This is a genomic window from Kutzneria sp. NPDC052558, from assembly GCF_044547355.1.
GTDB lineage: Bacteria > Actinomycetota > Actinomycetes > Mycobacteriales > Pseudonocardiaceae > Kutzneria.
The window spans coordinates 281,637-304,550 of sequence record NZ_JBIUAG010000012.1 but is presented as its reverse complement, the minus strand read 5'-3'; the positions used below and the strand labels follow the sequence as shown (position 1 = coordinate 304,550).

General features: G+C 67.5%; 22 protein-coding genes. 8 read left to right on the top strand and 14 right to left on the bottom strand.

What is annotated here, in order from left to right:
* The 4 genes from ACIG5F_RS23330 to ACIG5F_RS23315 all read left to right on the top strand — a co-directional run.
* The coding region (locus ACIG5F_RS23330; protein WP_396520654.1) for a tetratricopeptide repeat protein at positions 1 to 296 on the top strand (296 nt) is incomplete at its 5' end.
* Positions 297 to 831: 535 nt separating this feature from the next.
* On the top strand, positions 832 to 1,284 hold the full coding sequence (locus ACIG5F_RS23325; RefSeq protein WP_396520652.1) for a hypothetical protein: 453 nt from the start codon (positions 832 to 834) through the stop codon (positions 1,282 to 1,284).
* Positions 1,285 to 1,313: 29 nt separating this feature from the next.
* Positions 1,314 to 2,621: a ParA family protein gene (locus tag ACIG5F_RS23320; RefSeq protein WP_396520650.1), complete on the top strand. Its 1,308-nt coding sequence runs from the start codon at positions 1,314 to 1,316 to the stop codon at positions 2,619 to 2,621.
* Positions 2,602 to 4,071 (top strand): hypothetical protein, encoded by a 1,470-nt coding sequence (locus ACIG5F_RS23315; RefSeq protein WP_396520648.1) that lies wholly within the window; start codon positions 2,602 to 2,604, stop codon positions 4,069 to 4,071. Before ACIG5F_RS23320 ends, ACIG5F_RS23315 begins: the two co-directional genes overlap by 20 nt.
* Before the next feature lie 14 nt (positions 4,072 to 4,085).
* Here the strand turns inward: ACIG5F_RS23315 and ACIG5F_RS23310 are convergent, their stop codons facing one another.
* Entirely contained in the window at positions 4,086 to 4,790 is a 705-nt protein-coding gene (locus ACIG5F_RS23310) for an HAD family hydrolase (RefSeq protein WP_396520646.1), read from the bottom strand.
* Positions 4,787 to 5,629 carry a GntR family transcriptional regulator gene (locus tag ACIG5F_RS23305; protein WP_396520644.1) on the bottom strand — a complete coding sequence of 281 codons (843 nt, stop codon included), beginning with the start codon at positions 5,627 to 5,629 and terminating at the stop codon, positions 4,787 to 4,789. The genes ACIG5F_RS23310 and ACIG5F_RS23305 overlap by 4 nt, the downstream gene beginning before the upstream one ends.
* A 594-nt stretch (positions 5,630 to 6,223) precedes the next feature.
* Here ACIG5F_RS23305 and ACIG5F_RS23300 point away from each other — a divergent pair.
* Complete coding sequence (locus ACIG5F_RS23300) at positions 6,224 to 6,463, top strand: hypothetical protein (protein ID WP_396520642.1); 240 nt, start codon at positions 6,224 to 6,226, stop codon at positions 6,461 to 6,463.
* Between the two features lie 6 nt (positions 6,464 to 6,469).
* Here the strand turns inward: ACIG5F_RS23300 and ACIG5F_RS23295 are convergent, their stop codons facing one another.
* From ACIG5F_RS23295 to ACIG5F_RS23260, 8 genes are all read right to left on the bottom strand, one after another.
* On the bottom strand, positions 6,470 to 7,903 hold the full coding sequence (locus ACIG5F_RS23295; protein ID WP_396520640.1) for an MBOAT family O-acyltransferase: 1,434 nt from the start codon (positions 7,901 to 7,903) through the stop codon (positions 6,470 to 6,472).
* A 68-nt stretch (positions 7,904 to 7,971) separates the two neighbouring features.
* Complete coding sequence (gene rlmB / locus ACIG5F_RS23290) at positions 7,972 to 8,940, bottom strand: 23S rRNA (guanosine(2251)-2'-O)-methyltransferase RlmB (protein WP_396520638.1); 969 nt, start codon at positions 8,938 to 8,940, stop codon at positions 7,972 to 7,974.
* A gap of 11 nt (positions 8,941 to 8,951) precedes the next feature.
* Positions 8,952 to 10,337, bottom strand: a complete 1,386-nt coding sequence (cysS, locus tag ACIG5F_RS23285) for a cysteine--tRNA ligase (RefSeq protein WP_396520636.1) — start codon at positions 10,335 to 10,337, stop codon at positions 8,952 to 8,954.
* Between the two features lie 76 nt (positions 10,338 to 10,413).
* Complete coding sequence (locus ACIG5F_RS23280) at positions 10,414 to 11,097, bottom strand: HAD family hydrolase (protein ID WP_396520634.1); 684 nt, start codon at positions 11,095 to 11,097, stop codon at positions 10,414 to 10,416.
* 79 nt (positions 11,098 to 11,176) lie between these two features.
* Complete coding sequence (locus tag ACIG5F_RS23275) at positions 11,177 to 11,572, bottom strand: PPOX class F420-dependent oxidoreductase (protein ID WP_396520632.1); 396 nt, start codon at positions 11,570 to 11,572, stop codon at positions 11,177 to 11,179.
* Between the two features lie 10 nt (positions 11,573 to 11,582).
* Complete coding sequence (ispF, locus tag ACIG5F_RS23270; protein ID WP_396520630.1) at positions 11,583 to 12,065, bottom strand: 2-C-methyl-D-erythritol 2,4-cyclodiphosphate synthase; 483 nt, start codon at positions 12,063 to 12,065, stop codon at positions 11,583 to 11,585.
* Between the two features lie 73 nt (positions 12,066 to 12,138).
* Positions 12,139 to 12,837: a 2-C-methyl-D-erythritol 4-phosphate cytidylyltransferase gene (gene ispD, locus ACIG5F_RS23265; RefSeq protein WP_396520680.1), complete on the bottom strand. Its 699-nt coding sequence runs from the start codon at positions 12,835 to 12,837 to the stop codon at positions 12,139 to 12,141.
* Between the two features lie 17 nt (positions 12,838 to 12,854).
* Complete coding sequence (locus ACIG5F_RS23260) at positions 12,855 to 13,343, bottom strand: CarD family transcriptional regulator (RefSeq protein WP_043719844.1); 489 nt, start codon at positions 13,341 to 13,343, stop codon at positions 12,855 to 12,857.
* A gap of 254 nt (positions 13,344 to 13,597) precedes the next feature.
* Between ACIG5F_RS23260 and ACIG5F_RS23255 the strand changes: the two genes are divergently transcribed.
* Positions 13,598 to 14,275 carry a hypothetical protein gene (locus ACIG5F_RS23255; protein WP_396520628.1) on the top strand — a complete coding sequence of 226 codons (678 nt, stop codon included), beginning with the start codon at positions 13,598 to 13,600 and terminating at the stop codon, positions 14,273 to 14,275.
* A gap of 266 nt (positions 14,276 to 14,541) precedes the next feature.
* Positions 14,542 to 15,921 carry a DNA repair protein RadA gene (gene radA / locus ACIG5F_RS23250; protein WP_396520627.1) on the top strand — a complete coding sequence of 460 codons (1,380 nt, stop codon included), beginning with the start codon at positions 14,542 to 14,544 and terminating at the stop codon, positions 15,919 to 15,921.
* Positions 15,922 to 15,925: 4 nt separating this feature from the next.
* On the opposite strand, the gene ACIG5F_RS23245 is transcribed toward radA, so the two are convergent.
* Together ACIG5F_RS23245 and ACIG5F_RS23240 are read right to left on the bottom strand one after the other, a co-directional pair.
* Positions 15,926 to 16,936 (bottom strand): CU044_5270 family protein, encoded by a 1,011-nt coding sequence (locus ACIG5F_RS23245; RefSeq protein WP_396520625.1) that lies wholly within the window; start codon positions 16,934 to 16,936, stop codon positions 15,926 to 15,928.
* Complete coding sequence (locus ACIG5F_RS23240) at positions 16,917 to 17,483, bottom strand: RNA polymerase sigma factor (RefSeq protein WP_396520623.1); 567 nt, start codon at positions 17,481 to 17,483, stop codon at positions 16,917 to 16,919. The genes ACIG5F_RS23245 and ACIG5F_RS23240 overlap by 20 nt, the downstream gene beginning before the upstream one ends.
* A gap of 62 nt (positions 17,484 to 17,545) precedes the next feature.
* Between ACIG5F_RS23240 and ACIG5F_RS23235 the strand changes: the two genes are divergently transcribed.
* Positions 17,546 to 18,445 (top strand): MBL fold metallo-hydrolase, encoded by a 900-nt coding sequence (locus ACIG5F_RS23235; protein ID WP_396520621.1) that lies wholly within the window; start codon positions 17,546 to 17,548, stop codon positions 18,443 to 18,445.
* A 245-nt stretch (positions 18,446 to 18,690) separates the two neighbouring features.
* Here ACIG5F_RS23235 and otsB read toward each other — a convergent pair whose 3' ends face one another.
* Positions 18,691 to 21,225, bottom strand: a complete 2,535-nt coding sequence (otsB, locus tag ACIG5F_RS23230) for a trehalose-phosphatase (protein WP_396520619.1) — start codon at positions 21,223 to 21,225, stop codon at positions 18,691 to 18,693.
* Between the two features lie 71 nt (positions 21,226 to 21,296).
* A complete protein-coding gene (locus ACIG5F_RS23225; RefSeq protein ID WP_396520617.1) occupies positions 21,297 to 22,724 on the bottom strand; it encodes a trehalose-6-phosphate synthase in 1,428 nt (475 codons plus the stop codon).
* Between the last annotated feature and the right edge of the window lie 190 nt (positions 22,725 to 22,914).

Sequence of the window (22,914 nt, the reverse complement as noted above, 5' to 3'; positions counted from 1 at the left end):
CCTGGCGGGCTGAGACGGGTGATGTCGCGGGCGCGATCGCCGAGCTCGAACGCCTCCTCGAGGACCGCCAGCGGGTCCTGGGCGCCGACCACCCCGACACACTGGTCACCCGCGGCAATCTCGCCTCCTGGCGGGCTGAGGCGGGTGATGTCGCGGGCGCGATCGCCGAGCTCGAACGCCTCCTCGAGGACCGCCAGCGGGTCCTGGGCGCCGACCACCCCAGCACGCTGCTCACCCGCAACAACCTCGACTACCTCCACCGAAAACCGGAGGTTGACGACGGCGCAGGCAACTAACGCGTGCGGCGACGTGGATTAGCTCTTCGAAAAAGTTCAGTTGACACGGCGCATTGGGATTCCCCTCCCGGCTACCCGACTCAGTGGATCTTGCTTGGCCCCAGCCAGGCTGAGGGCGTCATCCCGATACGTGGCCGTAGTCGATGATGGGCGTATCGGGGGTGCCGCCCGGACGCGCGTGGCCGTTGGGAGCTGCCGCGCCTTGGGCTGCGTACGATGGGCACCTGGTCGTCGCGCCGCCGGCGGTGGCGTTCCTGGCGTGCGCCGGCGGCCGCGGCCGGAAGGGTCGCCCGGCCCGGCGAAGCCTGAGGTGAGGGCCGTTGGCGGCCCTTCCGGCCATACGACCTGGTGATCGGCGCTGCCAGGCCGACCACGCGCCGCCGCCGGCGGCGCGTCTTGGTCCGATAGAGCCAGATTCGGCAGCTACCTCCTGGCACCTCCTGGCAGCGCAACCGTCCTGGGTTGTATAGAGCTACATCGCTGAGACACAGACGTGTACACGCAAGATGGTCGCGCGGCAAGATACGCTGCGTCTGTGACAGCGTCGATCCAAGTGGCCCACTTCGCGACAGCAGCGCGGCGGCACTACGCGGATGGTGACCACCTCTTCTCCATGCAGAGGTATGCCTCTGCGGACCACTTGGCCGGATTTGCGGCAGAGTGTGCCCTGAAGGTCATTCTATTGCAGTTTTTGGGTGCCACCCTCGTAAAAGGGAAACCAGTTTCCGTGATCGGCGGCGGTCAAAAGGTACCTCACAGTCACCTCCCTCCCCTTTGGGATAACTTGCCGCTAGTGGCTTCAGGGCGTGGTGGTGCGAGCTTTGTAGCTCTAATGACCAAGCCTAACCCATTCGTGGGCTGGGCGGTCGATGACAGATACTCCGACGGTAAGCATATAGATCCCGTGCAGGTTCGTGCACATCTGGATGCGGCAAAGCAAATTATTGCTATACAACAACAGGCCCAAATTGCGGGAGCGCTGCCGTGATCATTAGGTTTGACGATGCGTGGTCATCCGTGCGAGAGATCGCCGAAGGAGCGCTGTCCGAAGGCTTTGATCTGACAGTTGTTCGCGATATGGTTGGCCGGATTACCGTCATTATTGACGACCGAGCGCTTCCTGTTGACGAGGCTGTCATGGCTGAAATCAGTTCCAAAATTCGAACCGTAACTGGCAGTTACTGCTCAATGTCGCCGGTGGTGCGAGCCTCGGAACTAATTGATCCTGCGGCAATCGTTGAGTCTGCAGATGCTTTGGTCGTGCAGTCGACTGGTGAACGGCGAGGTCGTCTGTCGCTACTTGAACGTGGAATCGTAGGTGCAGATTGGACCAGACTCTCTGGCGATCAGAGTCAAACGAGAATAACGTTGTATGGATTTAAAGGTGGAGTTGGCCGATCCACCGCTACATTCATGCTTGCTAACCACCTCGCTGCTAGTGGCAAGTGTGTACTTGTGATTGACCTTGATCTTGAGTCGCCGGGTGTTGGGTCATTGCTTCAATCTATGAAGGATCTACCCGAGTATGGCCTAGTCGATTACCTTGTTGAATCGGCAGTTGGAAATGCCGACGGTCTAGACTTGGTGGTTCGTAGTCAAAACGTCGAAGCGGCTGGAAACGGAGAGGTTTGGCTGGCTCCCGCAGGCGGGCGACCTCGTCGCGGGTACGATTATCTCGCGAAGCTAAACCGAATCTATTTTGACCTTCCTGTGGAGAATGATGAAGGTCGCGCCATTGGATTCGCGGGCCGCTTGGTCGCAGCAGTCGAGGCCTGCGAAACAGAAGTTATGCGCAGAAGTCGCAGGCCCGATATCGTCCTACTTGACAGTAGGGCAGGCATACATGACGTTGCGGCTGTCGCCATTACCCAGCTGAGTCACTTGAGTCTGTTGTTCGCCGCGAATACTGAGGCGACTTGGACGGGCTATAAAACGCTCTTTTCGCAATGGGGCTCAAATTCCGCTTGGGCGACAGAAATTCGACTGCGACTAAAGATGGTTGCATCAATGGTTCCGGGTCTAAGGCAGGAAAAGTACCTTGCGGATTTCCGAGATCGGGCGCAAGTCTGCTTTTCTGAGACGCTTTACGAAGATGCGACTGGAGTAGACCCGGACGCGTATAATCCAGGTCCAGAAGATCTTACAGCTCCTCACGCGCCGTTGCCGATTCTGTTCACTAACGATCTCGTAGGGCTTGACACCTCACGTTCTCAGGATTGGCGCATGTCGGAGTTCGTTGTAGCAGCATTCGGAGACTTTCTGGATGGTGTAACCTCGCTGATCCCCGATGCAGGAAAGTTTCCAGGTGAGCATCTTGATGGATAACCTGACGAAGGATGAGTATAGGACGCTTCTGCTTGCCGCGTTGCCTACAGCGGCAGATGCGGACACGCTTCGTCCGGAGAGTCATACCCTCTTCACGCCAGGGACGCACCGTAATGCGCTTGATCCGGATGTAACGGTTGTGCGCGGAGCTAGGGGCGTCGGAAAGACGGTGTGGTACACGGCGCTTCAAAATGCCCAACTACGTGAAGTTGCGGCGGAGAATTATCAAATTTCTCGCCTTCGATCTATCGACTCGATTGCGGGATACGGTTCCGAGTTGAGGCCAGATGACTATCCGGGCCCCTCGACGCTCGCGCATCTGATCAAGGGTGGCGCCACGCCTGAAGAAATCTGGACTGGGGTTGTCCTGCTCGGTCTAGGCGTCGATCAATTGCGTAAAATGTCGAGTTGGCAATATCGAGTCGATTGGGTGCGGGAAAACCCTGAAGAGCGTGACGTTGTTCTTGCTCGTGCCGACCGTGAGACCGGTAATTCCGGCCAAGTGAAGCTGATCCTGTTCGATGCACTGGATCGGCTTAGTCCCGATCGTATTACTACAGAGCGTCTTATTGAAGGTATTCTTAAGGTAGCGTTGGACCTCCGCACCCGTACCCGTAATTTGCGTGCGAAGATCTTCATTAGGCACGATATGTTCAATGGTATCCGAATGCAGTTTCCGGATTCCTCAAAGCTTACGGCTAACGCAGCCGACCTTACATGGAGTGGGGCAAACCTTTATGGTCTACTTTTTCATCACCTAGGGAATGCTAAGGACGAACTTTCACGGAATTTCCGACAGGTCGTGCCGGGTTGGCACGAAGCGGCAGGGCGGTCCATTCCTCCCAGCGATGTCGTTGGCGACAGTAAGCGGCAGCAGCAGATTTTTGAGGTAATAGCTGGCAGTTACATGGGGACGGACCATAGGAAAGGTCGCCCCTACACTTGGCTAGCGAACCATCTAATCGATGGAATAGGTCAGGTAAGTCCTCGCAGCTTCCTTACTGCACTACGCAAAGCAACGGAGGTTACTTCCGAACGATTTGCTCGTCATGAATTTGCGCTTCATTGGGATGGTATTCGCGAAGGGGTGCAGTCTGCGTCAAGTATCCGCGTAGCGGAAGTCAACGAGGATCTTCCGTGGGTGGCGACTGCTGTTGGGCCACTCGAAGGACTGCAAGTGCCGATGGATGAGGAGGTGTTGGTATCCCGTTGGAATGAGGCTGATCTTTCGCATCAACTGGAGAATACCTGGGGTACTCAGGAATTTGTCAACGAGAAAGATGTCCGGACTGGTCCTCGAAATGTGGATGATTACCACGGGCTGGCGGCCGAACTTATTGAACTTGGTGTCATGAGTCGACGCGTTGATGGCCGTGTAGACTTGCCTGATGTGTATAGGATTGCCTTTAAGATTGGACGCAAAGGCGGTGTTCCGCGGCTTCGTAGCTAAAATTTCACTCAGCTTTAGAGTGTGAGCGCCAAACTGATTGTATTGATGCCGGTTACGATCGCATCGGCTTTGGCGCGTTTGAGCTTGTGCAATTTTTCGAATTTGTTTGCGTAGCCGATCGAACGAACGGAAGCGGCGGTCGCTGCCTCAATGTCTGTTCTAGAGTCGCCGACCAGTGTGCAGCTTTGCGGCAGGGCTTGCATGGTCGCTATTGCTTGATTTATTAGGTGCGGGTGCGGCTTCAGTAAGGCGGTGTCGGAGCCGGCGCGCGCTGAAATGTAGTCGAATTGTTGGGTTAGATTGTGAAGACTAAGGTATGTTTCGATAGCTGCAACGCTATTGTTGCTGACTATTGCGAGTTTATGGCCGGTTGATTTCCATTGGCGGATGAGCTCCTTGGCTCCGGCGGTCGCTCTTGCCGTAGCAGCTGCTTCGACTTCGTGGGCGCGGAAAACCGTTTCTGTAATGCGTGCTTTTTCGTCGCCTAGCGTATTAGCGTACTTGAGCACATCGAAGGGATCTTTGGACTTGGCAACCTCGTCGGGAAGGATGTGATATCCGCCTTCGGTCAAGACGTCGCGGAGTTGGTCGGCGACGATATGGGCAGGGAAGCCTGCGAAGACGGAGCAAATGGGGCCGTCGAAGTCGAGGAGTAGGGCTTCGGTGTTGGCGAGGATGCGGCGCAGGGTGTCCGGGTCGTCGACAGGGACATCGGTCACCGGACGAACTCCGTGGAGACGGTGGACCACATGCTCTCGAACCAGTCGCGGGCCTGTTCGACGTATTGGCTGCCGGTGCTGGTGTTGTCGTCGGTGACGGAGTGGTGGAAGAGGATGGCGTCCTTGCCCATGAGGTCGTAGATGGCGCGGGGTGTGCTGCCGAGGGTGATGACGTGTTCGCGGACGGGGTAGAAGCCGAAGAAGGCGTCTTCGTTGTTGATTAGGTAGAGCTTGAAGAGGGGTGCGGCACGGTGGACGCGGATCTCGGCGGAGATGGTCTTGACCAGGCCGAGGCTGCCTAGTTCCTCGACGGAGTCGACGATGGCGAGGGTGTGGCGGCGCATGATCTCGTTGGCGCGCTTGCGGAACTCGGGGCTGTCGGCGAGGTCGTCGGCCTGGCACGGGATGGTCATGGGCTGCGTGGGGTCGGGCAGCAGGAGGCGGACGTGGATGGACTCGGGCGTCAGGCGCCCAATCCTGATCTTGTCCAGCGGCTCCTGGATGACGCCGTGCAGGGTCTCGCCGGAGAAGCCGGCGAAGTCGATGGTGACGTTGGGCTGCTCGAAGGCGCGCTCGATGTGGGGGCGCAGGCCGATGGGGCGTTCGGTGCGTTCGCGGACGAAGACGCCGCTGCCCTGACGGGAGACGATCAGGCCCTCCTCGCGTAGCTCGCGGAGAGCGTTCTGCACGGTCATGGGGGCGACGTTGTACTTCTTGGCCAGCTCGTTGCGCGACGGCAGCCGGTCGCCGGGCGAGAAGGTCTTGGTCAGGATGGCCGCCCGCAGGGCGTTCGCTACCTGCACGTATGGCGGTCGCGGGTCGTCTGGATCTAGCGCCATGGCTCCTCGGTTCGGCCAGTCCCTTCGTGAGGTACAGAAGGAACCTTTCGCTTCTCCTCTCCAGGGTTGCACAACCTGGCTAGCCCGCCTAGCGAGCTAGCTGGCGTAGCGTGATTGTTGACTTGTCTAGCCAACCTAGCTATGTTGTTATTTGTCTAGCTCAGACAGGCTGGCTAGACGAGCTGGAGGAGGTAGACGAGATGCCGGTGGCGTGTGGGGCGTGGGTCGAAGCGAGCCTCGGTCAGGAGTTTCCACGGGAAACGGTGGTGTCAGAGGAACCGGCCGTCGGAAGCAACCTGGGTGAGCATGGGGCTTCGGCGTGATGGCGGCGCGGCCGTCGAGGGAGGCGGTCGCACGGTGGAACCTTGCCTACGCGGAGCAGACGGCGGCGTTGTTTGCGGCGACGAAGGCCGCTGACGTGAAGGCGGTCGGGCGGCTGGCGGTCGGGTATCAGAGTGTGGCGGGGGCGTGGCGGGTGCTTGCGGCGGATCTGGGGGTGCCGTTGTGGGCGCGGCATGCGTCATCGGTGGCTGCGGAGGAGTTTGACCGGCGGGCTGCTGTGGAGTGGTCGCGGATCGGACCGGAGGGACCCTGATGTTGGTGCTGCACAGGGAAGACGACGGGCGGCCGATGATCGCGCAGGTGGGGCGGCCGGGGGCTGAGGTGGTGGTTACGGACCACAGCAAGCATCACGTCACGGTGCGGCTGGATGAGGGGAGCGAGCAGTTCCACCTGGTGATGACCAGGGAGGTTGCGGCGTTGCTGGTGGCGAGGTTGTTGCCGCTGACGGCATCGAATGTGGTTTGGCTTCAGCGGCAAGCAAAAGAGCGGTGACGTGGGTCAGAACTGGTAGTACAGGAATGGGCTGAAGGTGCCGGAGGCCAGGAGGATGGCGGCGTAGGGGAGGCCGAGGAGCATGACGCCGGCGCGCAGGGCTATGGCGGGGCGGGTGCGGGCGGACTCGAGGAAGCGGCCGGTGGCGGGGCGGGCGGGCATGAGGACGACGAGCAGCGCGAGGAGGAGGACGAGGGTGCGCTGGTTGTTGAGGGTGGGCCCGACGACGTCGCCGAGGCCGGAGAGGTCGGGGATGAGCATGTGGCCCATCATCACCATGGCCTGACCGAGGTCGGGGGCGCGGAAGAGGACCCAGCCGAAGATGACGAGCAGGAGGGTGCCGGCGCGGCGGAGGAGGCGGTGCAGGGGGACAGCGGGGGCGGAGCCGGTGTCCAGGCCGCGTTCGATGATGAGCAGGGCGCCGTGGTACAGGCCCCAGATCAGGAACGTCCAGTTGGCGCCGTGCCAGAAACCGGTGAGCACGAAGACGACGCCGAGATTGCGGTAGGTCTTGGCTACGCCATGGCGGTTGCCGCCCAGGGGAATGTAGACGTAGTCCCGGAACCAGCGGGAGAGGGACATGTGCCACCGTCGCCAGAACTCGGTGACGGTGACCGAGGAATAGGGGCGGGCGAAGTTCTCGGGGAGGCGGAAACCGAGCATGCGTCCGAGACCGATGGCCATGTCGGAATAGCCGGAGAAGTCGAAGTACAGCTGGAGGGTGTAGGCGATGGCCCCGACCCAGGCGATGGCGAAGGTCATGTCGTGGGGCGCGGTGTCGAAGCAGGTGGCGACGACGGGGCCGAGCTGGTCGGCGACGATGACCTTCTTGCTCAGGCCCAGAGCGAACCGCGGGAAGCCGGCGGCGAAGTCGTCGAGGCGGTGGTAGCGAATCTGGGGCAGCTGGTCGGCGATCTCGCGGTAGCGGACGATGGGCCCGGCCACGAGCTGGGGGAACATCGCGATGTAGGCGATGAAGGCCACGGCATTGCGGGCGGCCTTGCGCTCGCCGCGGTGGATGTCGACCAGGTACGAGATGTGGTGGAACGTGTAGAACGAGATGCCGATGGGCAGCGCCACCTGGGCGATCTCGACGCCGCCGCCGAAGAGCTTGGCGATGCTGTCGGCCTGCTGGGTGAGGAACCCGGCGTACTTCCACACGACCAGGGCGGCGAGGTTGACGGCGATCACACCGGCCAGCACGACCCGGCGATCGCTGGCCGACAGCCGGCTGCGCTCGGGCTCCAGGATCATGCCGGCGCCGTAGTTGATGGCCATGCTGCACAGCAGCAACAGCGTCGTCGGCCCCGCGCCCGCGGCGTAGAAGACCAGGCTGGCCACGGCGACCACGCCGTTGCGCCAGCCACGTGGCGTGACGAGCACGGCCAGCAGCACGACCGGCACGAAGTACCACAGGAACAGGGGGCTGACGAAGTTCATCCTCGGCCTCGGGTCAGGGACGCAACGGCCGACCCTAACCCAAGACCGAGGGGCCGTTTGGCCGAACGTCAGATCCGGCCGGCCACCCTTCGGCGGCGGGCGACCTCGGCCAGCACGACGCCGGCGGCGACGGAGGCGTTGAGCGACTCCACGCCGGCGGCCATCGGGATGGACACGGTCTGGTCGCACGTCTCCTTGACCAGCCGGGAAAGCCCCCGGCCCTCGGAGCCGACGACAACGACCAGCGGACCGGTGGCCAGCTCCAGCTCGTCGGACGAGATGGTGGCGTCGGCGTCCAGGCCGATGATCATCAGCCCCTCGGACGCCCAGTCCTTGAGCGTCCGGGTGAGGTTGGTGGCGACGGCGATCGGCATCCGGGCGGCGGTGCCGGCGCTGGTCCGCCAGGCCACGGCGGTCATGCCGGCGCTGCGCCGCTGCGGCAGCAGCACGCCCTGGGCGCCGAAAGCCGCGGCGGAGCGTACGACGGCGCCGAGGTTGCGCGGATCGGTGACGCCGTCCAGCGCCACCAGCAGCGGCGGCTCGCCGCTGTCCTGGGCCTGCTTGAGCAGCTCGTCGGGGTGCGAGTACGAGTACGGCGGCACCTGGAGCCCGAGCCCCTGGTGCATGGCCCCGGCGGTGATCCGGTCCAGCTCGCCCCGGGCCACCTCCAGCACGGAGATGCCCCGGTTGCCGGCGAGCTTGATCGACTCGGCCACGCGCTCGTCGGCGTCGATGCCGATGGCCACGTACAGCGCGGTGGCCGGCACGCCGGCCCGCAGGCACTCGACGACCGGGTTGCGGCCGGCGACGGTCTCGGCGTTGGCGCCCGAGCGCTTGGCCCGCTTCTGCTGGTCCTCCTTGCGCGCGGCGGCGGCGTTGGCCTTGCGCTGCGCCGGATGCCCGGTGCGCTCGGAGGCCTTGGGCGTCGGGCCCTTGCCCTCCAGACCCTTGGACCGCTGGCCACCGGAGCCGACGACGGCGCCCTTCTTGGTGCCGGTCTTGCGCATGGCACCACGCCGTTGGGAGTTACCCGCCATCTGTCAGTTCCTCACAAGCTCCACTTAGGACCGCCGGGGGTGTCCTCGACGGTGATGCCGGCCTTGGACAGCCGGTCGCGCAGCAGGTCGGCGGTCGCGAAGTCGCGCTCGGCCCGGGCCCGCTGCCGTTCCTCCAACAGGTGACCGATGAGCACGTCCAGCGCCTGCTGCATCGAATCGTCCGCAGTGGACGATCGGGACCACCGCTCGGACAACGGGTCCAGCCCCAGCACGGCCGTCATGGCGCGCACTGAGCCGGCGGCCCCGCGGGCCGCGCCCTGGTCGCCGTTGTCCAGGGCCACGTTGCCCTCGCGCACGGTGCTGTGCACGGCGGCGAGCGCGGCCGGGGTGGCGAGGTCGTCGTCCATGGCGGCGGTGAACTCGGCGGTCAGCTCGCCCGGCTCGACCGGGCCGGTCTGCTGGACCACGCGCTGCACGAAGTTCTCGATCCGCCCGTACGCCGCAACGGCCTCGTCCAGCGCCGCGTCCGAGTACTCGATGGTCGACCGGTAGTGCGGGCCGACCAGGTAGTACCGCAGCTCCACGGCCCGGGCCTTGGTCAGCATGGCCGGGATGGACATGACGTTGCCGAGCGACTTGGACATCTTCTCGCCGCTCATCGTCACCCAGGCCCAGTGCATCCAGTACCGGGAGAACGGGTCGCCGGCCGCGTGGGACTGGGCCTGCTCGTTCTCGTGGTGCGGGAACACCAGGTCCAGGCCGCCGCCGTGGATGTCGAACTCCGCGCCCAGGTAGTACGTGGACATGGCCGAGCACTCCAGGTGCCAGCCGGGCCGGCCGGGGCCCCACGGGGTCGGCCAGGACGGCTCGCCGGGCTTGGCGGACTTCCACAGCGTGAAGTCGCGCGGGTCCCGCTTGCCGCCGAGCACCGGGCCCTCACCCTGCTTGACGTCGTTCGGGCTCTGCCCGGACAGCGCGCCGTACGCGGGGAAGGAGGCGACCGAGAAGTACACGTCGCCGTCGGCGGCGTACGCGTGCCCGCGGTCGATCAGCCGCTGCATCAGCTCGATCATCTGCGGCACGTGCCCGGTGGCGCGGGGCGAGATCGAGGCCGGCAGGCAGCCGAGCACCTCGTAGGCGTCCATGAACGCGCGCTCGTTCGCCGCGGCCCACTCCCACCAGGGGCGACCGGCATCGGCGGCCTTGGTCAGCACCTTGTCGTCGATGTCGGTCACGTTGCGGACGTGCAGCACGTCGTTGCCGGCGTGTTCGAGCCAGCGCCGCAGCACGTCGAAGTTCACCGCGCCCCGGATATGACCTAGGTGCGGCGCGCCCTGCACGGTGGCCCCACACTCGTAGATCGACACGGTTCCACTGCGCGCAGGCTGGAACGCCCGCAAGGTGCGGGTCGCGGTGTCGTAGAGGTGAAGGCTCACACGCAAATGGTACGCACGAACTCCGGACAGGCCCATTCGCCCAGGTCAGTCCGGACAGCGAGGTAAACGGAAGCGATCAGATCCCGTACGCGGACAGCGCCGACAGCAGAGCGTCGGGACGCTCGGCGGTGGGCAGCGGGTCGACGATCGCCACCGAGCAGCCCAGCGCCGCGGCGCCGCCGTCGGCCTCCTCGCTGTCGCCGACCATCAGCGCCCGGGCCGGCTCAAGGCCGAGCCGCTCGCAGGCGGCGGCGAAGATCTCCGGCTCCGGCTTGACGTGACCCTCCACATAGGACATGACGATCACGTCGACCAGGTCGGCGAGGCCGTGCTTGGCCAGCACCGGCCGGATGTCCCAGCCGATGTTGCTGACCACGGCCGACTTGAGGCCCTTGGCGCGCACGGTCTTCAGGGCGGCGATGACGTCCGGGTACGGCGCCCAGTTGTCGGCGTCGAGCATCCGCCGGTACACGGTTTCCGCGGCCCCGTCGGGCAGGCCGGCGGCCTTCAGGGCGGCGGTGTAGATGGTGTGGTGCACCTCGGTGTCGAGGTCGCGACGGTGCCACGCCTCGTGCAGTTCCTCGGGCAGCCCCTCGGAGATGCCGACCGGCGCGGTGAGCCGGCGCATCAGCTCGACCTGGTCGGTGATCTCCAGCGGCGCGCCGGCGTCGTCCATCAGGCCGTCCAGCACGCCCGAGCCGAACTCGAGGCGGCACAGCGTGCCGGAGAAGTCGAACAGGACGCCCTGGATGTCAGCCACACCACCAACGTAGATGGTCTGGACCGCCGCGCCCAAGGGAAAGTGACGCGGTCGCGGCGGTCCACAGTGGACTCATCACTCAGGCGGCGTTGCCGGTCACCTTCTGCGGCGTGAGCCGGATCACCACGCGCACGGCGCCCTCGGGCTCCGCGTCGTAGTCCTTGCCGACGTACTTGTTGGACAGCGCGTCGATCAGCTCGCGGCCGCCCTGCGGGTCGAGCGTGACCGAGCCGCGCACCTCGATGTAGTTGTACGGCTGCTGCTGGTCGAAGATCGTCACGCTGACCCGGGGGTCGCGGCGCAGGTTGCGCTCCTTGCGCCGGCCGACGACCGTGGAGAACAGCAGGTCGTTGCCGTCGCGGGTGACCCACACGACCGAGGTCTGCGGGCTGCCGTCCGGGTTGATGGTGGCGATGGAGGCGAAGTTGAGGCCGTCGATGAGGGCGAGCGAGGCCTCGTTGAGAGTCACGGACATGTGATCAACCCTAGTTGGTTGAAGGCACAACCAGGGCGGTCGCGACGGCGGCGATGCCCTCGCCGCGGCCGGTCAGGCCCAATCCGTCCGTGGTCGTCCCAGATACCGAGACGGGACCGCCGACAACCTCGGACAGCACCTGCTGGGCCTCGTCCCGGCGCTTGCCGATCTTGGGCTGGTTGCCGATCACCTGCACCGCCGCGTTGCCCACGGTGAAGCCGGCCTCGTCGAGCCGCCTGCGGACCTCGGTGAGCAGGGTGATGCCGCTGGCGCCGGCCCAACGCGGGTCGCCGGTGCCGAACACGGCGCCCAGATCGCCCAGCCCGGCGGCCGACAGCAGCGCGTCGCACAGGGCGTGCGCGGCGACATCGCCGTCGGAGTGGCCCTCGCAACCGTCGACGCCCGGCCAGTGCAGACCGGCCATCCAGCAGTCGCGGCCGGCCTCGATCGGATGGACGTCGGTGCCGACGCCCACGCGCGGGAGGAAAGTCACAGGCCCACCTCGCTGGCACTCGGCGGGTCCGCGACCCAGGTCCCTGTGCTTATTGGCGCCCTCGCACGCTCGGTCACAGCCGCGCTCCAGACAACAGCGCCTCGGCGATCACCAGATCGAACGGGGTGGTGATCTTCAGGGCGTGCGGGTGGCCGGCGACGGTGGCGACGGGCTCGCCCAGCCGCTCGACCAGACCGGCGTCGTCGGTCACCGGGGCATCTTGCTGATCATGTGCCCGGCGGAGCAAGTCGACGTCGAAACCCTGCGGGGTCTGCACCACCCGCAGTGTCGAGCGGTCAGGAGTGGCGACCACAACACCCTGCGCATCGACCTGTTTGACCGTGTCCGCCACCGGAAGCACGGGAATCACCGCCGGCGCGCCGGCCCGCACCGCGTCCACCACGCCCTGGATCACCTCGGGCGGCGTGAAGCAGCGGGCGGCGTCGTGCACGAGCACGACCCGGGTGTCGGGGTGGATGGCCAGCGCCTCGTCGAGGGCGAGGCGGACCGAGTCGGATCGCTCCGCGCCGCCGGGCACGACACGGACGGTGCGACCGAACTCACTGAGCGCGTCGACGACCACGTCCACCATGTCCGGCGGGGCGGCGACGACAACCTGGTCGACACAGCCGGCGGCCAGCAGGCCACGCACGGCGTGCACCAGAAGAGGAGATCCGCAGACGGGGACGAGCGCCTTCGGGATGGGAGCGCCGAGGCGTACTCCCCGGCCGGCCGCGGGCACGAGCGCAACGACGCGCGCGTCCGCGGCCACCGGAGTGTTCAACGAATTCAGGATGCGGTAGCGAGGACCTCGTCCAGCAGGACCTCGGCCTTGTCTTCGTCAGTTCCTTCGGCCAGTGCGAGCTCACTGACCAGTATCTGCCGTGCCTTGGCCAACATGCGCTTCTCGCCGGCGGACAGCCCGCGGTCCTTCTCGCGCCGCCACAGATCACGCACCACTTCGGCCACCTTGTTCACATCGCCGGAGGCGAGTTTCTCGAGGTTGGCCTTGTACCGCCGGGACCAGTTGGTCGGCTCCTCGGTGTGGGGAGCACGCAGAACCTCGAAGACCCGGTTGAGCCCGTCCTGGCCCACGACGTCCCGCACACCCACGATCTCGGCGTTGTCAGCGGGCACGCGGACCGTCAGGTCGCCCTGGGCGACCTTGAGGACGAGGTACTTCTTCTCCTCGCCCTTGATCAGACGGGTCTCGATCGCTTCGATGAGAGCGGCACCGTGGTGCGGGTAGACGACGGTCTCTCCGACCTTGAAAACCATGTGTCCTCTGCCCCTTTCGCTGACCCTAGCTTAACACGTCCGGCAACTCGCGCGCCCCGGGCCGAAGATCCGTTACCGCAGGTCAGCGGCCGCACGGGGGGTTGACAAACCCCGATTGGGCGTGCTGCCCACCCCGGTCGGATCCACAGTGGACAACCCGAACGGGCACCGAGTGCGCGGCCGCTGACGGCCAGTGGTTAGGCTTCGGTCCACGTGTCGGAGTTGATGGTGTGCCAAGGAAGGATCCCGCCACAGTGAGCAGCGGTGAGCAGAACCTGATCACGCGACTGCGCCTGCTTCCCGCCGTGCTGGGGATCGGCGCCGCCATCCTCGTGTCCGGCTGCAGCGCGGGCCAGATCACGCAGACCGACACCCAGGTGCCGGCCGTCAACGGCTCGATGGGCACCGTGAAGCAGATCGCGGTGCGTGACGCCCAGCTGGCGTTCCCCACCGCCAAGCGCTTCTACGGCCGCGGCGACAACGCCGCCGTGCTCGTCACGATCGCCAACTCCGGCCAGGCCTCGGACAAGCTCACCGGCGTGAGCAGCCCGCAGTTCGGCTCCGCGCAGATCGTCGGCGACGGCACCATCCCCGGCTTCCACGCCATCACCGCCACGGCCACCACCGTCGCGCCGCTGCCCACCACCACCACCACGTCCGCCCCGGCGACCTCCACGTCGACCACCGGCACCTCCACCAGCGGCACCTCGACGTCGACCAGCACCGCCACGTCGACCTCGGTGACCGCCACCACCAGCACCAGCGCCGCCGACCTGCCCATCGGCACCATCCGCATCCAGCTGATCGGCCTCAACGTGGACAAGATCCAGCCGGGGCAGACCGTGCAGGTCACCTTCACCTTCGCCAGCGCCGGCGACCTCACGCTCACCCTCCCCATCGCCGCCGACAAGTCCGCGCGCGTCGACAACTGAGCTTCTGCCGCCAAGCCCCCGACAGCACCGCTGCCGGGGGCTTGTCCACAGCCCCTGAGTTATCCACAGGCACCCCGCTATCAAGATCGACTAGCCCTTCCCTCGGGTAGGCTGGCGACGGGGCAGCCCCCCAAGGGAGTGGTGGGGGATGGTTTCGGCTAGGTCGGTGGGCTGACCAACAGATCGGGAGCACGGTCTGTTCGGCCTCGCCCGGGTTGGGTGGGCTCCCGCGCGGAACTGTCAGACCCGGCCGATAGCGTTGCCGCGTGGTGAAGAACGCCAAGCCAGCCAAGGCCAGTTACCGGTGCGCTGAGTGCGGGTTCGAGGTGGCGAAGTGGGTGGGGCGCTGCCCGGAGTGCCAGGCCTGGGGCACGGTGGAGGAGCGGGCGCCGGCGCGGGCGGGGTTGGCGCGGATCGCGGCGGGCGCGCCGAGTGCGCCGGCGCGGCGGATCTCCGAGGTGGACGTCGAGGCGACCAAGGCGCGGTCGACGGGCGTGGACGAGCTGGACCGGGTGCTGGGCGGCGGCATCGTGCCGGGGGCGGTGGTGCTGCTGGCCGGCGAGCCGGGCGTGGGCAAGTCGACGTTGCTGCTGGAGGTGGCCCACCGCTGGGCGGAGCAGGACTCGGGGCCTGTGCTGTACGTCACGGGCGAGGAATCGGCGGGCCAGGTGCGGCTGCGCGCGGAGCGCACGGGCAACCTGCACCCGGAGATCTTCCTGGCGGCCGAGAGCGAGCTGTCGGCGGTGATGAGCCACGTGGAGGACGTCAAGCCGGGCCTGATGATCGTGGACTCGGTGCAGACCGTGCAGTCGACCGAGGACACCGGCGTGGTCGGCGGCGTGACCCAGGTGCGCGCGGTGGCGTCGGCGCTGATCGCGCTGGCCAAGGAGAACGCGCTGCCGGTGGTACTGGTCGGCCACGTCACCAAGGACGGCTCGATCGCCGGCCCACGCGTGCTGGAGCACCTGGTCGACGTGGTGCTCCAGTTCGAAGGGGACCGGCACAGCACGCTGCGACTGGTCCGCGGCGTGAAGAACCGCTACGGCCCGGCCGACGAGGTGGGCTGCTTCGAATTGCGTGACGACGGCATCGTGGGGGTGCCGGATCCGTCGGGATTGTTCTTGAACCGCAAGGATGTCGGCGTGCCGGGCACGGCCGTGACGGTGGTGATGGAGGGCAAGCGGCCGCTGCTGGCGGAGGTGCAGGCGCTGGTGGCCAAGACCGGCCTGCCGGCCCCGCGCCGCGCGGTCAGCGACCTGGATTCGGCCCGGCTGGCCATGATCCTCGCGGTGTTGGAGCGGCGCGGGCGGGTGCGGCTGACCGATCAGGACGTGTTCGCGGCGGCGGTCGGCGGCATGCGCATCACCGAGCCGGCGGCCGACCTCGCCATCGCGCTCGCGGTCGCCTCGGCCACGGTGGACGCGGCGTTGCCGGCGGACGTGATCGCGGTCGGCGAGGTCGGCCTGGCCGGGGAGATCCGGCGGGTCACCGGCGTCGGGCGGCGCCTGACCGAGGCGGCTCGGCTGGGCTTCACCCGGGCGCTGGTGCCGCCGGACTCCGGCCCCCTCCCCCCGGAGGTCCGCGCCCTGGTGGTGCCCGATCTCGGTGCGGCGCTTCAGGTTCTGTACGATGTGGCCAAGAAGTAGGTGATCACTTCGGCGTGACGCCCTTGCCGTCCACAACCGCATAGCTCAGCGCGGAGTAGGCGATCACCGTGCCGGTGCTCTCGCTGTACTGCCGTTCGCCTAGGAAGCTGCCGTCGCTCGGGTCGATCAGCAGCTCGTCGTGGATGCCGCGGTCGATGACGCCGATGGCCAGCCCCCGCTTGCCCTGGAGGTTCGGGACGTTCTCCCGGCCGTAGCTGCCCGGCGCCCCGGCCAGCGCCCGGTACAGCGCGGCCCGGACGTCGGCCGGCACGACACCGGACCTGAGGGCGTAGATCGCCATGTACAGCGGGCTCATGGCGGCCTGGCTGGCCTTCAGCTCCTCGTCCAGCAGCTGCTCGGGATCCCTGGGCAGGGCGGCGAGCCACTCCGGAGTCGGCGTGAGCCAGCCGCCCTTCTGGCCCACGCAGGGCAGGTGGCCGGTGACCTGCGGGTTCACCGAGTCGAAGTCCCCGCAGGCCGCGGTGACGTCCTGGTTGGTCATGTTGAGCTGCTTCTCGGGACCGGTGGCCTTGATGGCGCCGTTCGCGTAGGTCGCCGGCACCATGCCGATGATCGAGGTCCGGCGCAGCCACTCGTCGGTCCAGGTGGCCGGCTGCCAGGTGGTGGTGGCCTGGTCGACCAGCCCGTCGGGGGAGCCGCCGCCCCACAGCTGCTCGCGCACGTACTTGAACTGGCCGGGCGCGACGGTCGGATCGCTGTAGTGGATCTTGGCCAGCAGGGCGCTCAGCTGCTGCGAGGACAAGTCCGTGGCGGTCGGGGGCGCGGCCGGTTGCACGGTGTGCGGTAGCAGCACCAGCACGCTGGTCACCAGGGCCGCTACCGCCGCCGCGGCGGCGAGCGGGAACCAGGGCGAGCGGAATCGGGGACCGCGGGCGGCGGCCGGGTTCAGCACGCGATCGCGGACCGTGGCCAGGCCGTTCGGGGTGGGGCGCACGTCGGCGTGCAGCTCGGCCAGGGCCTGGTCGAGCTCGTCGTCAGTCCAGAGCTGTCGCATCGGATCCTCCTTGGCTGGTTCGCAGTGATTTCCGCACCCGGTGCAGCCGGGAGCGCACGGTGCCGACCGGGATGCCGAGAGCCTCGGCGACCTCGGTGGAGTCAAGGCCGGCCCACGAGGTCAGCAGCAGCACGTCCAGGTCGGGGCCGGCCAGCTTGGCCAGCACCGAGGCCAGGGCGCGGACCCGAGCGTCGGCGTCGACCCGGTCGGCGACCGCGGCCTCGTGGTCGTCGGCCGGACGGTTCCGGGCGGCCAGCCGGGCCGTCGCCTGGTAGCGGCGGCGTTCCTGGCGCAGGTGACGGCGCAGCTTGTTGGTGGCGATGCCGTACAGCCACGGCCGGATCGGCTGGCTCGGGTCGTAGTTGCCATGGCCGGCGATGGCGGCCAGGAACGTCTCGGCGACCAGGTCGTCCGCGGTCTCCGGGCCGATGCGGCGCGCCAGGTAGCGCTGCAACGCCGGGGCGTGTTCGTCGTAGAGCCGGGCGAACAGCTCGGCCGGATCGCCGGGATCCGGCCGCTCGTGTTCGCCCGTGTCGTCTTTCGACATCGTGGTCACACCTGGTGTTGCCCGCAGCGGCCACGCGCGTTCACAGGTGCCAGACTGCCGGTATGTCGTCATCCCCGTTGGTGCATTCCCTCGGTTCGGCCACTCGCGCGTACGAGCAGCCGACCGGTGGCTGGTTCCTCAACAACGCCGGCTGGGTCACCGGCCGCGAGCGCACGCTGGTGGTGGACACCCTCGCCACCGAGGCGCGGTCGGCCCGCCTGCTCGACGCCGTTCGCGAGGACACCGGGCACGCGGGCGAGCAGCTGGTCGCGGCGATCACGCACTGGCACGGCGACCACGCGCACGGGGCGATCCAGATCGCCCGGGCCGGCGGCCGGCTGCTGGCCACCGGGCACGCCGCCGACATGATCGCCGCCGGGCCGCACCTGTTCGAGGCGGTCTTCGACTTCGACGGCTGGGGCGACGTGACGCCGCCGAAGATCGACGAGTTGGTGTCCGAGCCGACCACTGTCGACCTGGGCGGCGCCAGCGCCGAGGTGCTGCCGGTGCCGTGGGTCGCGCACACCGAGGGCGACCTGGTCGTGCACGTGCCGTCCGACGGCGTGCTGTTCACCGGCGACCTGGTGTTCGTCGGCGTGGCGCCGCTGGTGATGGCCGGCACCGCCGAGGGCTGGATCCAGGCCCTGGACTGGCTGACCACCCTGGAGCACCGGCGCCTGGTGCCCGGCCACGGCCCGATTCAGGGCGCGGGCTCCACGGCCATCGCCGACCTGCGGGCGTACCTGAGCTGGCTGCTGGAGGTCACCGCCGCCGACGAGCCGGACTTCGAGGCCCTGGACGCCCAGGCCCGGCAGCGGTGGTCGGCGTGGTCGGAGGGGGAGCGGCATACCGTCAACCTGATGAAGACCCACGCCGACCAGCACGGCCGCAGCGCCGACGTGATCACCCTGGCGATGGCCATGATCAAGCCCTTCGGCGGCCGCATCCCCCTTGACATCTGATCTGTCCACACCCCTCACCCGGTTGTGCACAGCTCTGTGCACAACCCTGTGGACAACTCCCGCCCCAGCGCTGGGAATGCGCCCTTCCTTCACTCCGAGTGGAGGAAGGCCCCCTTCCCAGCGATCACGATGGGTGGCAGGGGGTGGGTGATGGGGACTCACCCGTTAGTGGCCTGAAGTGCAGTGAAGGGGCCCTTCCTGGCGTTGGACGTCAGGAAAGGCCCCTTCCTAGCGATTACTGCGGGTTACTTGTGGTTGGCCAGCAGCTGGGCGCAGCGGATCAGGCCGAGGTGTGAATAGGCCTGGGGATGGTTGCCCAGCGAGCGCTCGGCGATCGGGTCGTACTCCTCGGGCAGCAGGCCGGTGGGACCGGCGCAGTCGACGAGCTGCGCGAACAGCTCCTCGGCCTCGGTGCGCCGCCCGGACAGCAGGTACGCCTCGATCATCCACGCCGCGCAGAGGTGGAAGCCGCCCTCGTCGCCCGGCAGGCCGTCGTCCCGGTGGTAGCGGTAGACGGTGGAGCCGGAGCGCAGCTCGGCCTCGATCGCGGTGACCGTCGACTGGAAGCGCTCGTCGGTCGGGTCGATCAGGCCGGTCAGGCCCACGTGCAGGGAGGCGGCGTCGAGGTCGGTGCCGTCGTAGGCGGTGGTGAAGGAGCCGACCTCCTCGTTCCAGCCGTTCTTCAGCACGTCGGTGGCGATGGCCTCGCGCAGCGCCGGCCAGGACGGGTCGAGCTCGCGCCCGTAGCCCTCGGCCAGCTTGATCGCCCGGTCGATGGTCATCCAGCACATGACCTTCGAGTAGACGTTGTGCCGCGGCGCGTGCCGCTCCTCCCAGATGCCGTGGTCGGGCTCGTGCCAGCGGCGCGAGACGGCCTCGGCCATGGCCTGCACCATGCGCCAGTCGTCGTCGGTGATCTTGCCGCGGGCCTCGGTCAGCTGGGCCACGAGGTCGACCACGGGGCCGAACACGTCCAGCTGCACCTGCTGGTTGGCCAGGTTGCCGACGCGCACCGGCCGGGAGCCGGCGTAGCCGGGCAGCGTGTCGATGACGGCCTCGGGACCGAGCGTGGTGCCGTACAGCGTGTACAGCGGGTGCAGCCGCTCCGGACCGGGCAGCGTGTCCAGCACGCGGTGCACCCAGCCCAGGTAGGCCTCGGCCTCCCGGATGGAGCCCAGCGACACCAGGGCCTGCGCGGTCAGCGCCGCGTCCCGCAGCCAGCAGTAGCGGTAGTCCCAGTTGCGGACGCCGCCGATCTCCTCGGGCAGCGAGGTGGTGGCCGCGGCCATGATCGAGCCGGACTCGGAGTGCACCAGCCCGCGCAGCGTCAGCGCGGACCGGACCACCAGGTCCTTCTCCACCGGCGGGATGGACAGCGTCTCCACCCACTCCGACCAGTAGCGGCCGCTGCGGCCGCGCCGCTCGGGCTCGCTGACCGGGTTGGGCGACAGGTCGTCGGTGCCGCAGCGCAGTTCCAGCACGACCGGGGCGTCGGGGCCGGGCGAGACGATGGCGGTCGCCGTCTCGTGCATGCCGTCCGAGCTGATCTGCCAGGTCACGCCGGGAGAGCGCAGCACGATCGGGTCACCGGTGCCGACCACCCGCAGGCCGTCGTCCTCGGCGACCAGGGCCACCGGCACCTGCCCGAACTCCGGGCGCGGCGCGAACTCGATCTTCGCGGTGGTCGCGCCGGAGACGACCCGCACCAGGTCGGTGCGGTGCGGGGCGCTGTAGTGGTCCAGGTAGTCCGTGACCAGCAGCCGCGACCAGCGCGTCTCCACGGTCATGGTGTTGGGCAGGTAGCGCTGCCCCAGCGGCAGGCCGTTGCGCTCCGGCTTGATCGAGAACACGCCCGCGGACGGCCCGCCGAGCAGGTCGGCGAACACCGCGGCCGAGTCCGGCTCCGGGTGGCACAGCCAGGTGATCTTGGCGTCCGGGGTCACCAGGGCCACCGAGCGCTCGTTGGCCAGCATCGACAGCCGCTCGATGGGCGGCGCCTGCTCGCCGTAGAGCCAGGTCCGGCGCTCTTCGACCAGGAAGGCCAGCACGGTGGCCACGGCCACCGTGTCGGCGATCTTGTAGCCGGCCTGGGTCTCGCCGTCGCCGACGTGGATGCCCAGGTCGGGGCCGGTCAGCCGGGCGAAGGCCTTCTCGTCGGTGACGTCGTCGCCGATGAACACCGCGGCGGTCGCGCCGACCTGGTGGCGCAGCACGTCAAGGGCGTGGCCCTTGTCGGTCTGCACCACGGCCAGTTCGATCACCGCCTTGCCCTCGGTGACCTGCACGCCGTCCCAGGTGGCCGGGCCGGAGCGGACGGCGTCGAGCACCCGCTCGCCGATCTCGGCGGGGGCGCGGCGCACGTGCACCGCGATGCTGGCCGGCTTGGTCTCCAGGTGCACGCCCTCGGCGTCGGCGACCAGTTCGTCCAGGGTCTGCTCGATGCGCCGGTGCAGCGCCTTGGCGTCGGCGTCGAGCGCGTGCACGAAGCCCACGTCGAACTCGGAGCCGTGGCTGCCGACCAGGTGCACCTCACCGGGCAGGCGCGACAGTGTCGCAAGGTCGCGAAGGGCGCGACCGGAGATCACCGCCGCCGTTGTCTCATGGAGCCCGGCCAGCGAACGCAGCGCGCCGACCGACTCGGTGGACGGCCGTGCTTGTTCGGGGTCGGACACGATCGGGGCGAGCGTTCCGTCGTAGTCGCACGCGACGAGCAGTCGAGGCGTTCGTGCCAGCTGCACGAGCGCGCGACGGAGCTCCGCGGGGAGGGCCTCGGCGGTCACGCGCCTCCTCCTCAGGCTTTCGGGGGATTTTCGGGGTATTCAACTGTGGGTCACACTGGTACTGAACCGAATCAGTTCGGCGACGCGGAGCCCAGAGCCTCGAGGAACGACCGCGCCCAGCGGTCGACGTCATGGGTCAGGACCTGACGGCGCAGTGCGCGCATCCTACGGCGGCCCTCGGCCGGATCCACGGTGAGGGCGGCATAAAGCGAGTTCTTCACCCCGTCCAGGTCGTGCGGGTTGACGAGGAACGCGCTGGTGAGCTCCGAGGCCGCGCCGGCGAACTCGCTGAGGACCAGAGCCCCGCCGAGGTCGTATCGGCAGGCCACGTACTCCTTGCAGACCAAATTCATACCATCTCGGACAGGCGTCACGATCATCACGTCCGCGGCACTCATGAACGCGCACAGTTCCCGCCTGTCCACCGATTGGTGAAGATAGTGCACCGCTGGGTGACCGACCCGGGCGAACTCGCCATTGATTCGGCCCACCACCTGTTCGATCTCGCCGCGCATCTGTTTGTAGTGCTCGACGCGTTCCCGGCTGGGCGTGGCCAGCTGCACCATGACCGTGTCCTCGGCCGTGATGCGCTCCTCGGCCAGCAGCTCGTGCAGGGCGTGCAGCCGCACGTCGATGCCCTTGGTGTAGTCGAGCCGGTCGACCCCGAGCATGATCCGCTTGGGGTTGCCCAGGTCCTCCCGGATCTGCTTGGCCCGGGCCTGGGTCTCCCGGCTGCGGGCGATCGCGTCCAGGCCGGCGGCGTCGATGGAGATGGGGAAGGCGCCCACCCGCACGGTGCGGTCACCCACCTGGACGACACCCGGACGGGTACGGACGCCGACCGCGCCGCGGCTGGGCTCCAGGCCGACCAGGCGGCGGGCCAGCCACAGGAAGTTCTGCGCGCCGCCGGGCCGGTGGAAGCCGACCAGGTCGGCCCCGAGCAGCCCGCGGATGATCTCCGTGCGCCACGGCAGCTGCATGAACAGCTCCACCGGCGGGAACGGGATGTGCAGGAAGAAGCCGATGCGCAGGTCGGGGCGCTGCTCGCGGAGCAGCTGCGGCACCAGTTGGAGCTGGTAGTCCTGCACCCACACCGTGGCGCCCTTGGCCGCGATCGAGGCGCAGGCGTCGGCGAAGCGCCGGTTGACCTTGACATAGCTCTCCCACCAGGACCGGTCGAACACCGGCGGGGCCACCACGTCGTGATAGAGCGGCCACAGAGTGGCGTTGGAGAAGCCCTCGTAGTAGTCCCGCACCTCGGCCGAGGACAGGCCCACCGGATACAGCCGCAGCCCCTCCTCCTCGAACGCCTCCACCTCCGCGTCGGCCACGCCGGGCCAGCCGACCCAGGCGCCGCTGCGCGAACGCAGGAACGGTTCGAGTGCGGTGACCAGACCGCCGGGGCTGTGTTTCCACCGCTGGGTGCCGTCCTCCATGCGTTCCAGGTCGACCGGAAGCCGGTTGGCCACGACGATGAAATCCGAGCCGTTGGTGCTCAACGGGGTGACGCCTCCTCGACAGGTGCTCGCGGCGCTGCGCCACCGAGGCTAACCAGCTTCGGCGACAGGCGCGTCCTGCCGACGGGGTTACCCCCGAGTGGCGACCGTCACCCGGGCCCTTTCCTCGACCGGGCAATGGTAGGCGGGGCAGGTCTAGAGAATCCCCTATTCCTGACGGTCGGGGGTGCGG

Excerpts from the sequence above, each read along its gene's own strand:
- ACIG5F_RS23240 (WP_396520623.1), bottom strand. The coding sequence starts at position 17,483 with ATGTCGAAAGACGACACGGGCGAACACGAGCGGCCGGATCCCGGCGAT.
- ACIG5F_RS23275 (WP_396520632.1), bottom strand. The coding sequence starts at position 11,572 with ATGTCCGTGACTCTCAACGAGGCCTCGCTCGCCCTCATCGACGGCCTC.
- ACIG5F_RS23295 (WP_396520640.1), bottom strand. The coding sequence starts at position 7,903 with ATGAACTTCGTCAGCCCCCTGTTCCTGTGGTACTTCGTGCCGGTCGTG.
- ACIG5F_RS23235 (WP_396520621.1), top strand. The coding sequence starts at position 17,546 with ATGTCGTCATCCCCGTTGGTGCATTCCCTCGGTTCGGCCACTCGCGCG.
- rlmB (WP_396520638.1), bottom strand. The coding sequence starts at position 8,940 with ATGGCGGGTAACTCCCAACGGCGTGGTGCCATGCGCAAGACCGGCACC.
- ACIG5F_RS23305 (WP_396520644.1), bottom strand. The coding sequence starts at position 5,629 with ATGGCGCTAGATCCAGACGACCCGCGACCGCCATACGTGCAGGTAGCG.
- ACIG5F_RS23245 (WP_396520625.1), bottom strand. The coding sequence starts at position 16,936 with ATGCGACAGCTCTGGACTGACGACGAGCTCGACCAGGCCCTGGCCGAG.
- ACIG5F_RS23260 (WP_043719844.1), bottom strand. The coding sequence starts at position 13,343 with ATGGTTTTCAAGGTCGGAGAGACCGTCGTCTACCCGCACCACGGTGCC.
- ACIG5F_RS23300 (WP_396520642.1), top strand. The coding sequence starts at position 6,224 with ATGTTGGTGCTGCACAGGGAAGACGACGGGCGGCCGATGATCGCGCAG.